The following is a 12,534-nucleotide window of genomic DNA, read 5'->3' as shown; positions in this document are numbered from 1 at the left end:
CCGTCCCCCACCAGGCTGCAGACGGCACACCACCTGGCGGCCGTCCCCCACCGGGCTGCAGACGGCACACCACCTGGCGGCCGTCCCCCACCGGGGCCGCGGAATCACACCACCCGGGGCGGTCGCCCACCGGGCCGTAGCCGCCAACGCACCCGGCGGCGGTCCCCGCACCACCGGGGCCGCGGACATCACACCACCCGGCGGCCGTCTCCCACCGGGCCGCAGCCGCCAACGCACCCGGCGGTGGGCCGTGCCGACGGTCGCCCACCGGGCCGCAGTCGCCAACGTACCCGGGGGCGGGGCCGTGCCGGTATGTCAACGTTCGCGACGTAGGGCTCCCGCTGGAGACGTTCACCATGGCACTCAGGGCAGTACGCCCAGTGGTCGCGAACGTGACATACCGGCACGGCCCCGCCCCCACCCACCGGCCACAGGCGAGGCCCTCACCGTGGCGAGCGTCATGTCCGAAATCCGCTAGCCGGGTGCTCGGCGGGAGCGCAGACTGGAGGGGTGATCGACGAAGAGACCAGGTACGGGGCCGTGCGGAGCAGGGATGCCCGGTTCGACGGGGAGTTCTTCTTCGCTGTGGAGACGACGGGGATCTACTGCCGGCCGAGTTGCCCCGCGGTAACCCCGAAACGGGAGAACGTGCGGTTCTACGCGACGGCCGCCGCCGCGCAGAGTTCCGGGTTCCGGGCCTGCCGAAGGTGCCGCCCGGACGCCGTGCCGGGGTCCGCCGAGTGGAACGTACGCGCGGACGTCGTGGGGCGCGCGATGCGGATGATCGGTGACGGCGTCGTGGACCGCGAGGGCGTCGCCGGGCTCGCCGTGCGGCTCGGATACAGCGCCCGACAGGTGCAGCGGCAGCTCACCGCCGAGGTGGGCGCCGGGCCGGTGGCCCTGGCGCGGGCCCAGCGGGCCCACACGGCGAGGGTGCTGCTGCAGACCACGGAACTGCCGATCACGGAGATCGCGTTCGCGGCCGGGTTCGCGAGCGTGCGGCAGTTCAACGACACGATCCGGGCGGTGTACGCCTCGACGCCGACCGAGCTGCGCGCCGCCGCACCCCGCCGCGGTGCCACCGCCCGGCGTACGGCCACGCCGACCGCGGGGATCCCGCTGCGCTTCGCCTATCGCGGCCCGTACCAGGCCGGCGAGGTCTTCGATCTGCTGGCCGCCGAGGCCGTCGCCGGTGTCGAGGAGGTCATCGGGGACGCGGGATTCCGTACGTACCGGCGTACCCTGCGGCTGCCGTACGGCACCGGCATCGTCGCCGTGGGCGAGCGGTTGTCCGCCCCGGTCGGCGGCTGGCTCGACGCCCGGCTGCACCTCACCGACCTGCGTGATCTCACCACCGCCGTGCAGCGGCTGCGGCGGCTCCTCGACCTGGATGCCGATCCGTACGCCGTGGACGAGCGGCTGGCCGCCGACGAGCGGCTGGCTCCGCTGGTGGCCGCCAGGCCCGGGCTGCGCTCGCCCGGAGCCGCCGATCCGGAGGAGCTGGCCGTACGCGCGCTTGTCGGGCGGGACGAGGCGGAGCGGCTCGTGAGGGCGTACGGGAAACTGCTGGACGCGCCCTGCGGGACACTCACGCATGTCTTTCCCGAGCCGGCCGTCCTCGCGGAGGCGCTCGGCACGCTGGGCGCCCTCGCCACCGCCCTCGCCGACGGCAGCCTGCGGCTCGACCCGGGTGCCGACCGCGAGGAGGCGCGGGCCGCGCTGCTCGCCCTGCCCGGCATGGATCCGCGCGTCGCGGCTGTCATCCGGACCCGTGCCCTGGGCGACCCCGATGTGGCACCGCCGGACGAGGACGTCCCCGACGCCTGGCGCCCCTGGCGCTCCTACGCCCTGCATCATTTGAGAGTGGCCGGCTGGACAGAAGCTGTGACCACGAGCGAGCTGGAAGAGCACTGATCATGACGAACGTCCACTATGCCGAGCTCGACAGCCCTGTCGGCCAACTCCTGCTCACCGCCGACGAGTTCGGGGTACTGACCTCTCTCTCGGTCCCCGGGCAGAAGGGCGGTCGTACCGTCCAGCCGGAGTGGCGGCCCGTGCCTGAGCTCTTTCAGGATGCCCGACAGCAGCTCGCCGCCTACTTCGCCGGTGAACTCAAGGAGTTCCAGCTGGAGTTGAGAGCAATCGGCACCGAGTTCCGGGAGAAGGTCTGGGACGCCCTCGACTCCGTTCCGTACGGGGCGACCACCACGTACGGGGAGATCGCCGCGCGGATCGGCGCGTCGCGCGCCGCCGTGCGGGCCGTCGGCGGGGCGATCGGCGCCAACCCGCTGTTGATCGTGCGGCCGTGCCATCGGGTGATCGGCGCCGACGGGTCGCTCACCGGCTACGCGGGCGGACTGGAGCGCAAGCTCCACCTGCTGAAGCTGGAAGGGCGATAGCGACCCGTCAGTCGTCCAGGCCCCAGCTGTGGATGCGTCGTGGGTGGATACGGATCAGCTCCTCGCTGAAGTGCGGGCCCAAGTCATGGGCGCCCGTGAGGAGTTCGGCCTCGCCCCGGATGTCCACGCCGCGCACCTTCCAGGGGCGGAGGCTGACGATGTCGTCGACGACGAGGGCGACCTTGGGGTTCTTCTGGAGGTTGCGCCACTTCTTGGTGGAGCCCATGGCGTAACCGCCGATCAGGATCGTCCCGTCGTCCTGCGGATAGAAGCCCACGGGGTTCGCCTGCGGCTGCCCGTGGGCGTCGACGGTGGCCAGTCGGCCCAGCCGCTGGGACTTTAGGTACACCCGTTCGGCTTCACTGAATGCGGTCATAACTGCAGCCAAACACGGTTTTCGCGTCCCCCGCATCGGATCCTGGCCCTAGGTCCGGAGACCTGCATCTCGTCGGGCTCCGTCGGCGGAGGGCAGTGACGCATGCTCAGACAGACGCTGGTTGCCGTGGCCGGAGCGCTGGCGCTCACGCTGATGGGCACGGGGGCCGCTCACGGAGGCCGGGAGTCCCTCGCGCGGACGGCCCCCGCCCACTGGACCGGCACCTGGACCGGCACCTGGGAAGGCGCCGCCTCCGGTACCGCGGCCGCTCTTCCCGGCGCCTCGATCCGCAACGTCGTCCACACGAGTGTCGGCGGCACGGCCGTCCGCGTACGGATCTCCAACCGCCTCGGCAGCCTGCCGCTGGCCCTCGGCGGAGCCACCCTCGCCCGGCAGGTGCCGAACGCCCCGAAGAGCCCGAACGCCCTTCCCGGCACGATGCGCACGCTCACCTTCGGCGGGCGGAGGACGGTCACCGTGCCGGTGGGCATGGACGTCGTCAGTGACTCCGTCACGCTGACCGTGCCTGCTGCCGCCAACCTTCTGGTCACCGTGCATACGCCGTGGGACTCGGGTCCGGCGACGTATCACCGCGATGCGTTGCAGACCAACTTCGTTGCTCCTCAGGGCAATCGCGTCGCGGATGTGAGCGGCGGCGCGTACACGGTCACCACGGGCTCCTGGTTCTACGTGACCGGTGTCGACGTGCTCCGCCCGGAAGCCGCGGGGAGCGTGGTCGCGCTCGGGGACTCCCTCACCGACGGGTCCGGCTCGACGCCGAGCGCCAACCGGCGGTGGCCCGACCGGCTGGCGGAGCGTCTGCGCGACCTGCCCGCACGTCGGCAACAGGCTGTGCTGAACGCGGGAGTCGCCGGGAACCGACTGCTGCTCGAAGGCCGGGGGCCCAGTGCCCTGGACCGGTTCGACGCCGACGTCCTCTCCCGGACCGGGGTGCGCACGCTGATCGTGATGGAGGGCATCAACGACATCAAGAGCGCGCCGAACCAGACCGACCCGGCCGCACTCGGGGCCGCGTACCGCGAGATCGTGTGGCGCGCCCACGCCCGCGGCATCCGGGTCGTCGGGGCCACGCTCACGCCGTTCGGCGGCTACGGCGGATACACGGAGGCACGTGAGCGCGTACGGCAGGAGGTGAACCGGCTCATCCGCGGCAGTGGTCTGTTCGACGCGGTCGTGGACTTCGACGCCGTCGTCCGTGACCCGTCCCGGCCGTACCGCATGCTGGCCGCCTACGACCCCGGCGACCACCTCCACTTCAACGACGCGGGCATGCGGGCCCTGGCCGACAGCATCGATCTGGCGACCCTGGCACCTCCGGAGACCGCGGCACTTCCGGAGACGGGGCCGCCTCCGGGGACGGGGACGGGGGCGACCCCGGCGACCCCGGCGGCTCTGGCGACCTCGACGGCTCTGGCGACCGCGGAGGGATAGCCCGGTCACGGACCAGCACCACGGCCCTCACACCACCGGCCTCCTCGCGGCCCTCCCTTCACGGCCCCCAGATCACGGCCCCCAGCCACGCCCCCGTGATCAGCAGGCAGGTGAACAGCTCCACCAGCACGCTGGTCCCGCCCGCCCGCATCACCGCGCGGACCGACGCCTTCGCCTCCCGGTGCCCGCCGAGCCGTAGCCGTTCGGCGAGGTAGCCGCCGCCGAGGTAGCCGGGTATCGCGCCGAGCACCGGCAGGAGGAAGAAGCCGAGCAGGGCTCCGACGCCCGCGTACGCCGCCATGCGGGGGGTGGCGCCGCTCGCGCGCAGCCGGCGCGGCGGCAGCTGCCAGCGGATCACCTGGGAGACGAAGAGGACGGCGGTGGCGCCCACGAGCACGGCCCACGAGAGCCCCTCGGGGTCCTCGAAGGCCCACCACAGGATCGCGGCCCACACGAGCCACGACCCCGGCGCGCCGGGTACCAGCACTCCGATCAGGCCGAGCAGCAGCACCACCCCGACCAGCAGGAGTTCCCACGCTCCCATCTGTCCAGAGTGCGGGAAAACGGGCGAAACCGCAGGTCAGTCCTGTCGTTCCCGGGCCACCCAGCCCTTCTCGTACGTGTGCCAGCCGAGCTGGAGCCGGGTTGTCACGCCCGTCAGCTCCATCAGCCGTTTCACCCGGCGCTGCACGGTCCGGAGGCCGAGGTCGAGCTGTTTGGCGACGCTCGCGTCGGTGAGTCCGGCGAGGAGGAGGGAGAGGATCTCCAGGTCGGTGCCGTCCGGCCCGTCCCGCTCCTCCTCGGTGAAGGTGCCGGGCGCGCCGAGGCGCAGCGGAAGTGCGTCCCGCCACACCGACTCGAACAGGCCCGACAGCGATTCGAGGAGTCCGCTTGCGTGGACGACGAGGGCCGCGGGCTCCAGGGTCCGCGAGGTCAGCGGGACCATGGCGAGGGCCCGGTCGGCGACCACGAGCTTGGTCGGGACGGTGTCCACGACGCGTACCTGTTCGTCGCGGCCGAGCGCGGCGGCCAGCTCGTTGATGCCGTCGGGCAGGTGCAGCACCGACCGCTCGACGACCACGCGGTAGCGGACACCGCGGTCGGCGGCCTGCTTCTCCGCGTCGTTGTCGGTGGCGGAGACGGCGACCGGATTCGTGGTGACCAGCGCGCACACCTCCTCGGTCGCGCCGAGCTGGAGCTGCAGAAACCGCTGCGCGACCGCGGCCGCGCCGGTCACCACCTCGACCAGGTCGTGTGCGGCGGGCTCGACGGCCCGCGCGCGGTACTCCTCGGCGAGCAGCGCGGCGGCCAGTTCCGCCTGGTCCAGCTCGTGGCGCCGCTGGGTTAGCAGCGCGCCGATGGCGACGCCCGGCGGCGCCGCGACCCACCGGCCGGGCCGGGCCGACGACTGGGCCGCGAGACCGTGCCGCTCCAGCCGGCGCAGCGCGTGCTCGGTGTCGTGCTCGCCGAGCGTGAGTCGCCGTGCGAGGTCGGGTACGTCGGCGGCGCCCACGGACACCAGTGCCCGGTACGCCGACTCGTGTGTCTCGTCCAGCCCTATCGCTGTCAGACCTGTCGCTTCCAGCATGCGGCGACGCCCCTCCCCGTACCCCTGGCCGTGGCGGGAAACGGCCACGGCGTAAATCCGCCTCGGCACATCATCGCCGTACCCTCTGTCTTTCTGCCAAGGTGGCGCTACCGCTGTATGACGTGCGGCCTGTGGCGAGGACCCGCCACGGACCGGGAGGGCCAGGACGAGTGGTTCGGACGGACGGTGCGGCGGACGGGCCGCGACCGCCGGGTACACGGGCACAGCTGTCCCTCAGGGAAACAGGTCACACTCAGGTCAGAACCGGGTGACTCCCAGGAGATCTGGGGAACCCTGTCATTCAGACCGTGACCCGGGCGTACGGCGTGCGCCGGGCCCCGCGGTCACACCGGCGCCGCCGGGCGGTTCTCCCGTGGGGGGTGGGATCGCCCGGCGGCTTCGTTTCGCCGTTCGATGCCCAACCTCGTGGCCGGTTTTTCCGGATGCACCGTTTTCATCCGGCCTCCGCGGTGGACAATTAGGGGCATGAGCCAGCAGGGGGAGAAGCCCACCGGTCATGAGGACGACTGGTGGGGGCAGCTGTACGACGACTCCACGGGGGACACCGGGCCCGCGGCCGCGGCCGACTCCCTCGACGACCGCTTCGCCTCGGCGGCGAACACCCTCGACACCCCCGCCGACGCGCCCCCGCCGCCCGTCGCGGGACCAGGCATCCCGCCTCCCCGCACCCGAACACCGTCCGAACGTCGTCGCGGCCTCGGCGCCGGGACGGGCCGTGGCGCCCCGGAGAGCGACGGCCCGGCCGGTGGCGGGTCCGTGGCTGACGGCCCCACGGTCGGCGGCCACGGCACCGGCTGGCCCGTGGCCGGCTGGGGCGCCACCGAACGACAACCGGATGCCACGGGCGCGCCGTCTCCTGGCGGGCCTGCGGTAGGTGGCCCAGCGTCTGGTGAGCCGAGGCCCGGCGGACCTGCGGTCGGCGGCCCGGCCCCCAGTGGCCCTGCCTCTGGCGGGTCCGCGCCCGATGGCCCCGCAGTTGGTGGGCCTGCGGTCGGCGGACCGGCTGCCGCCGGGTCCACGGCCGGACCTGTGGCTCACGGGCCGTGGCCGTGGGCAGGTGCCCCGCGCGGGCCCGCGCCCGCCGGACCGGCTGCCGGTGGAGACGTACTCCCGCCCGGTGGGCCGGAGGGCGACGCGTTGTGGCGCAGCGGGCTTCAGCGGCAGCGGGCGCCCTGGGAGCCTCCGCCCGCCGAACCTCCGCCCGCCGAACCTCCGGGCCCGGCCTCCTTCCCGCCGGGCCCCCAGCCACCGGGGTTCCCCGCGTCAGGGGTCGGCAGCGGTACGTCCACGGAGGCGCCCGGGGCCGGAGCGCCCACCTCCCGGACGCCCACGTCTCGCACGCCCACGTCTCGCGCGCCCTCCGACGCGTCACCGCCGCCGCCCACAGGGCCTGTCGCCGCGGCGCCTCCCGCCCGTCCTGCCGACTCACCGCCGCCCCCGCGCCCGGCCGCCGACCCGCAGCCTTCCGGTGCCGCCCCCTGGTGGCCGCAGCCACCGGCCGGCCCGCCCACCGCCGACGGCCCCTCCCTCGGGGAGCCGGGCGCTTCCGCCGACGGCCCGTACGGCAGGCAGCCAGGGCTCTCGGAAGGTCGCTCGTCCGGTGTCGACGGCGGCGGTCGGGCCGCAGCTGGCCAGGCCGATGCCTCGGCGCGTAGTCCGTTCAACCCGCCCGGCCCCTCCAACTCGGCCGACTCGCCCACCCCCACCCCCACCCCCACCCCCTCCACCGAAACCCCCGCGGGCAGCACCCAGTACCCCCCGCCCGCCACCCTCGTCGACGCCCCGTCCGGCAGCTCCCCCGACCAGGCCTCCGTAGAAGCCCCCCTACAGACACCCAACCTCCCCATCCCCGTCGACTACGTGGGCTCCGGACCGCCCACCTACGACGCCGAACCCACCGCCCTGCCTCCCGCCGACGCGGACGAACTCGACGACCTCGTGGCGGACACCGTGCTGGACGGGGCGTCGTACGGGACGTGCACGCTTCGGGCCGTGTCCGTGCGCGGGGACTCGGCGCGCTACCGGGGCGAGCCTCGCCGGGACTCCCTGCTCACCGCGCGCTTCGGCGTCGGAGACGGCGCCCTCGTGCTGGTCGCCATGGCGACCGGGGCCCGTGCCACGCCCGGCGCGCACCGGGCCGCCGCCGAGGCGTGCCACTGGATCGGGCGGGCCGTCGGCCGCAGCCACGCCCGGCTGGCCGAGGACATCAGGGCCGCCCGGCGCGGCGACCTGAAGTCGGGACTGCACCGGCTCACCGACCGCAGCCTCGGCAAACTGCGGGCCACCGCCGCCGAACAGGGCATCGAACCCGAGGAGTACACCGCCGGCCTGCGCTGCCTCCTCCTCCCCGCCGACCCCGAGTGCCGTACGCGCGTCTTCTTCGGCGTCGGAGCGGGCGGCCTCTTCCGGCTGCGCGACGGCGAGTGGCAGGACATCGAGCCGCGCGTCGCCGACACCACCGGCGAGGCCGTCGTCGGCTTCGGTTCGCTGCCGCACGAGACCCCCGACGGCGACCGCCTCACCATGGACCTCGGCATCACCACACCCCCGAGCCCGTACGAACCCGCCCTCGAACCGCCGCCCCGCGACCCCTTCCGCTTCCGCGCCTCCGTCGCCCGCCCGGGCGACACCCTCCTGCTGTGCAGCAGCGGTTTCGCCGAACCCCTGCGCGGCGAACCCCGCCTGGTCGAGCACCTCGCCTCCCGTTGGTCGGACGGCGAACCGCCCGGCCTCGCGGCGTTCCTCGCGGACACCCTGGTACGGGTCAAGGGCTACGCCGACGACCGGACGGCGGCGGCAGTTTGGGAGGCGTAACCGCGTACGGCGGCGAAGGAGTCAGCCGTTGTACGGGACCCACTGGCGGTCCGAGCCGACCGTGCCGTACCAGTAGCGCGGCAGGTTCTTGATGCTGCTGGTACGGAACGGACGCCCGCGGTCGTCGATGCGGACCGTGCCGGTGCGGCCCTGGGAGGACCAGTCGAGCTCCAGGTACCAGCGGCAGTCGCAGCTCTCCGTCTGGGCCCTGACCAGCAGCACCTCCGGGTCCTGCGCGGACACCCGGTACGGCATGCGCACCGCGGGGATCGGCGTGCCCGTGTCATTGCCCGGGACCGGGCGGGCGATGGGCCGGTCCTTGTCCAGGTCGACGGCGAAGGAGCGCGGGGTGATCGAGCCTCCGCAGCCACGGTCCATGGCGAAGGCGTTGCCCTGGAGAGGAGTTGAGCGCCCTACGACGCGTACCCGGAGTGCCTCCAGGACGACGGCGGTGGACGATCGGCCCTGTACCGAGATGTCCACCATCGTCTCGCGTCCGTGCACCGCGTTCTGCGTCCCCGCCCAGACCCCGGCGTCCTGCGCGGCCGGGGGCGGCGGAACCTGCTCCGGCTTCTTGCCGAGGACGTAGTCGTGGCCGCAGCCGTACGCCCAGACCTGCGAGTTCGCGGTCCAGGTGAGCGGCAGGGCAGTGGAGGCCGAGCCGTTCGGCTCGCCGTTGTTCCCCGATGGTCCGCCGTCCTTGCCGGAGGGCTCGGACGGCTTGCCCTTGCCCTTGCCCTTCCCCTTGCCGGAAGCCGAGGGGGACGGTGACGGCCGGGAAGCCTTGGGGGAGGGGCTCTCGGTCCGTGGGTCACGTGTGTCGTCGGAGGTCGTCCTCGGGGTCGGGCCCTCGCTCGGGCCGACGACTCGGGACGCGTCGTCGGACGTACGGTCGTCCGACAGGGCGGAGAGAGCGCCCAGCGTGACCAACAGCGCGGTCGCCACGGCGGTGGTGATCGTGACTCGCCGCCGCCGGTACCAGGCGCGGCGGGGGCGGGGGTGAGGGCGCGGGCGTGGGCCGAAAGCCAAGGCGGAGACGGTCGGCATGGTCGACAGGGGGTCGGTCTCCGCGTCCGAAGAGCGCGACTCCTGCTCGCTGTCCCCCTCCCACTCGCTCCCGTCCCCGGGCGCGTTGCCGCTCCCGGGCTGGCCGGCTCCCTCGTGCTCGGCTCCCTCGTGTTCGGCTCGTGCCTCCGGCTCGGCGGCGGCTTCGTCGGCAACCGGATCCGCGACTGGATCCGCACCCCGGTCCGCAACCGGAACCGTCGTCGGATCCGGTTGCGGACCCTCAACCGGACCCTCAACCGGAACTGCAACCGGAACTGCACCCTCCGGCGAATCAGCCGTACGCGGTCGCTGTCGTGCCGCCACCGCCCGGATCCAGAGGCGGTGCAGTTCGAGCCGCTCCTCCGGGGTCGCTCCGCACAGTGCGGCGAAGCGTTCCACGGGCGCGAAGTCGAGCGGCACCGCGTCACCGGCGCAGTAGCGGTGCAGCGTCGAGGTGTTCATGTTCACCCGGCGCGCGAGGGCACCGTAACTGCGGTCCGTGCGCGCCTTCAGACGCCTCAGCAGTGCCGCGAACTCCTCGACGTCGTCGTCCCGAGTCGACACCGTTCCCCCGTACTCCTCGTCGTGGCCCTGGTCCGTGGCCCTGGTCCTCGGCCCCAGAGGGTGTGACCCGTCTGGGAGGGCATCCCAGGCACTCCATATACCTGCACGTCAGATGGCCTGGGATGGTTCCACCGTGGCGGATCCGGCGCCGTCTGTTGCGCAGGCCCCGAGTGACGGCTGATGCTTCTGGTGTCGCACCGACCGCCGCCGGACCGACCAACCGGTGGCAGCCCTCGACGGGGTCTCGCGGTGACACCCCCACACCTCACACCCATGCGTGCGGCTCACCTCTGCACGCATCCCACGTCACTCAGTACTCAGCTACGCAGATCAATCATGCACACATACGCAGGGGGACCCATGCTCAAGCGCAGCCGAGCCGCCGCGCTCACCACCTTCGCCGCCGGGAGCGCGGCTCTCTTCGCGGTGCTCGCCGGCCCGGCCGGCGCCTCCGCGAAGGACGCGAGCGCCTTGCAGCATGCCTCCACGAACGCCTCGGTGAACGCGAAGGCGAGGACGAGCACTTGGCCCACGTTCCTCTCGGCCAAGGACCTGCCGCCGCACCCCACCTCCTCCTGGAGGGCGGGCAAGGTCACGGACGGTGTGCCCGAAGGGCTGGGGTTCTGCGTCGCGGAGACTCTGCCGGGCTACGACTCCCGGTACCGCGAGTACCGGACCGACCTCGAAACCAACGCCCAGCAGCTCACCTTCGTCGTCGGCAGCAACGCCAAGGCCAAGGCCCTGGCCACGCGGGTGAACAAGGACATCCGGGCGTGCGCGGCACGGATCGAGCGGTCCGACCCGACGACCGACGCCCGGCTGAAGGACTACGGCACGCTGCCGGTCGAGGAGGGCGCTCATGTCTATGGCCTGCGCACCGAGACGTCCTTCGGCGCCACCGACATCGGCCTCCTCTCGGTGGGCCGGGACGGGCGGGCCGTCACCCTCGTGCGCTGGGGGCAGCTGGGTGACTTCTCCGACGCGCCGGTGAAGGCGTTCAAGAAGACCACGACGACCGCGGTCAACAAGCTCCACTGACCGCCGCCGGGGGGAAAGTGCCGGAGCCGCCCTCCCACCACGGGGGTGTGAGAGGGCGGCTCCTCGCACGAGAGCCACCGAGACCACCGAGAGGCCATCGAGAGGGCACCAGACGCCGCGCGAGGCATCGGGGAGCAACTAGCCCTACGCCGCGCGAGGCATCGGGGAGCAACCAGCCCTGTGCGGAGGCAAGATGAGATCCGGCCGTCGGCCGTGTCCCTGGTTGATCCGGTTGAGCTGCCCACTACAATCCTCGCGACCTGATCGGGGGGAGAGCGGGCGTGGAAACGATCATTGTCCAATTGCCGGGTCCGTCGCGGGCGGACGGCGAGTACGACGGACGCAGACCCGGACTGCTGCACCTGGGGCCCGGAGACCTGGCCGACTTCGGGCGCGGCGGGCCCGGTGACGCGGGCCCGGCCGTCGTGCTCTCCGATCCGGGCGTCTCCCGGCGCGCCGGACGGCTGGAGGCGGCCGAGGACTACTGGCGGCTGTCCAACTTCAGCCAAACCGCCGGCTATGTGGTGGAGAACCTGGAAGGCGCCGGCGAGTACATCACGGTGGCTCCCGGCCGCCTCGCCGCGCCGGTGCCCTTCGAGTTCTCCCGGGTCGTGCTGCCCGCCCTGAACGGAACCGCCGACTTCAAGGTATTCGCTCCGCAGCACGCCTACCTCGACGAGCGGTCCGCGCCCGGCGCCGGTGACCAGACCGTCAACCCCTTCGCGCTCGACCCGACGTCGAAGTACTTCCTCGTCCTGGTGGCCCTGTGCGAGCCACGGCTGCGGGCACCCTCGGACACGGCCCTCCCCGGCGCCGGAGAGATCGCGGAACGGCTGCGTCCGCTGGACTCCTGCCGCGATCTGTCCCGCTCGGCGGTCAACTACCACATCGACTACCTGGCGTTCGCGAAACTGCGCCTGGACCACGGGGACACGGAGGGGGAGCAGAACGGCCGTACGGGTGCCAAGCGCGCCCAACTGGTCGCGGCGGCGCTCCGGTTCGGCCTCGTACGCGAGGAGCACCTCGCCCTGCTCCCGAGCCGGGCGGGGGCGAACCGCCGCCCGGCGCAGGGAGCGCGCGCGTGATGTCACCGTCCGGCGCCGAGGGCATAGGGGGCTTCTGATGGATCTCCGCGGCGTCGCGACGCCCGGCACGTCCTCTCGCCGCACCGGGCACAGACCCAAGTACGTCCAGTACGCGGGTCTGTGCCCGGCACGCCGAGAGAACGCACCGAA

At 73.1% G+C, this 12,534-nt stretch carries 10 protein-coding genes; 6 read left to right on the top strand and 4 right to left on the bottom strand.

Going from position 1 to position 12,534, the window contains the following annotated elements; translation table 11 throughout:
• Positions 1-513 precede the first annotated feature (513 nt).
• On the top strand, positions 514-1,914 hold the full coding sequence (locus OHA11_RS08825) for an AlkA N-terminal domain-containing protein (protein WP_323186761.1): 1,401 nt from the start codon (positions 514-516) through the stop codon (positions 1,912-1,914).
• A gap of 2 nt (positions 1,915-1,916) precedes the next feature.
• Positions 1,917-2,399: a methylated-DNA--[protein]-cysteine S-methyltransferase gene (locus OHA11_RS08820; RefSeq protein ID WP_266493815.1), complete on the top strand. Its 483-nt coding sequence runs from the start codon at positions 1,917-1,919 to the stop codon at positions 2,397-2,399.
• 7 nt (positions 2,400-2,406) lie between these two features.
• On the opposite strand, the gene OHA11_RS08815 is transcribed toward OHA11_RS08820, so the two are convergent.
• A complete protein-coding gene (locus OHA11_RS08815) occupies positions 2,407-2,775 on the bottom strand; it encodes a PPOX class F420-dependent oxidoreductase (protein WP_266493813.1) in 369 nt (122 codons plus the stop codon).
• 102 nt (positions 2,776-2,877) lie between these two features.
• Here OHA11_RS08815 and OHA11_RS08810 point away from each other — a divergent pair, with 102 nt between their 5' ends.
• Positions 2,878-4,227, top strand: coding sequence for an SGNH/GDSL hydrolase family protein (locus OHA11_RS08810; protein WP_266493810.1), 1,350 nt, complete (start codon positions 2,878-2,880; stop codon positions 4,225-4,227).
• A 58-nt stretch (positions 4,228-4,285) separates the two neighbouring features.
• Here the strand turns inward: OHA11_RS08810 and OHA11_RS08805 are convergent, their stop codons facing one another.
• Both OHA11_RS08805 and OHA11_RS08800 read right to left on the bottom strand, forming a co-directional pair.
• The gene (locus OHA11_RS08805; protein WP_266493808.1) at positions 4,286-4,771 is read right to left on the bottom strand and encodes a DUF456 domain-containing protein; all 486 of its coding nucleotides are present in this window, start codon (positions 4,769-4,771) and stop codon (positions 4,286-4,288) included.
• 36 nt (positions 4,772-4,807) lie between these two features.
• Entirely contained in the window at positions 4,808-5,815 is a 1,008-nt protein-coding gene (locus OHA11_RS08800; RefSeq protein ID WP_266493805.1) for a LuxR family transcriptional regulator, read from the bottom strand.
• A gap of 486 nt (positions 5,816-6,301) precedes the next feature.
• On the opposite strand from OHA11_RS08800, the gene OHA11_RS08795 reads away from it, so the two are divergent.
• Entirely contained in the window at positions 6,302-8,650 is a 2,349-nt protein-coding gene (locus tag OHA11_RS08795; protein ID WP_266493798.1) for a protein phosphatase 2C domain-containing protein, read from the top strand.
• Between the two features lie 21 nt (positions 8,651-8,671).
• On the opposite strand, the gene OHA11_RS08790 is transcribed toward OHA11_RS08795, so the two are convergent.
• A complete protein-coding gene (locus OHA11_RS08790; RefSeq protein ID WP_266493796.1) occupies positions 8,672-10,261 on the bottom strand; it encodes a helix-turn-helix transcriptional regulator in 1,590 nt (529 codons plus the stop codon).
• Between the two features lie 360 nt (positions 10,262-10,621).
• Here OHA11_RS08790 and OHA11_RS08785 point away from each other — a divergent pair, with 360 nt between their 5' ends.
• On the top strand, positions 10,622-11,299 hold the full coding sequence (locus OHA11_RS08785) for a hypothetical protein (RefSeq protein WP_266493793.1): 678 nt from the start codon (positions 10,622-10,624) through the stop codon (positions 11,297-11,299).
• Between the two features lie 281 nt (positions 11,300-11,580).
• Positions 11,581-12,384, top strand: coding sequence for a serine/threonine protein kinase (locus tag OHA11_RS08780; protein ID WP_266493790.1), 804 nt, complete (start codon positions 11,581-11,583; stop codon positions 12,382-12,384).
• The last annotated feature ends 150 nt before the right edge of the window (positions 12,385-12,534 follow it).

It is taken from the genome of Streptomyces sp. NBC_00878 (assembly GCF_026341515.1).
Taxonomy (GTDB): Bacteria; Actinomycetota; Actinomycetes; order Streptomycetales; family Streptomycetaceae; genus Streptomyces.
The sequence above is the reverse complement of the archived record's forward strand: the minus strand, read 5'-3'. Positions and strand labels throughout refer to the sequence as shown.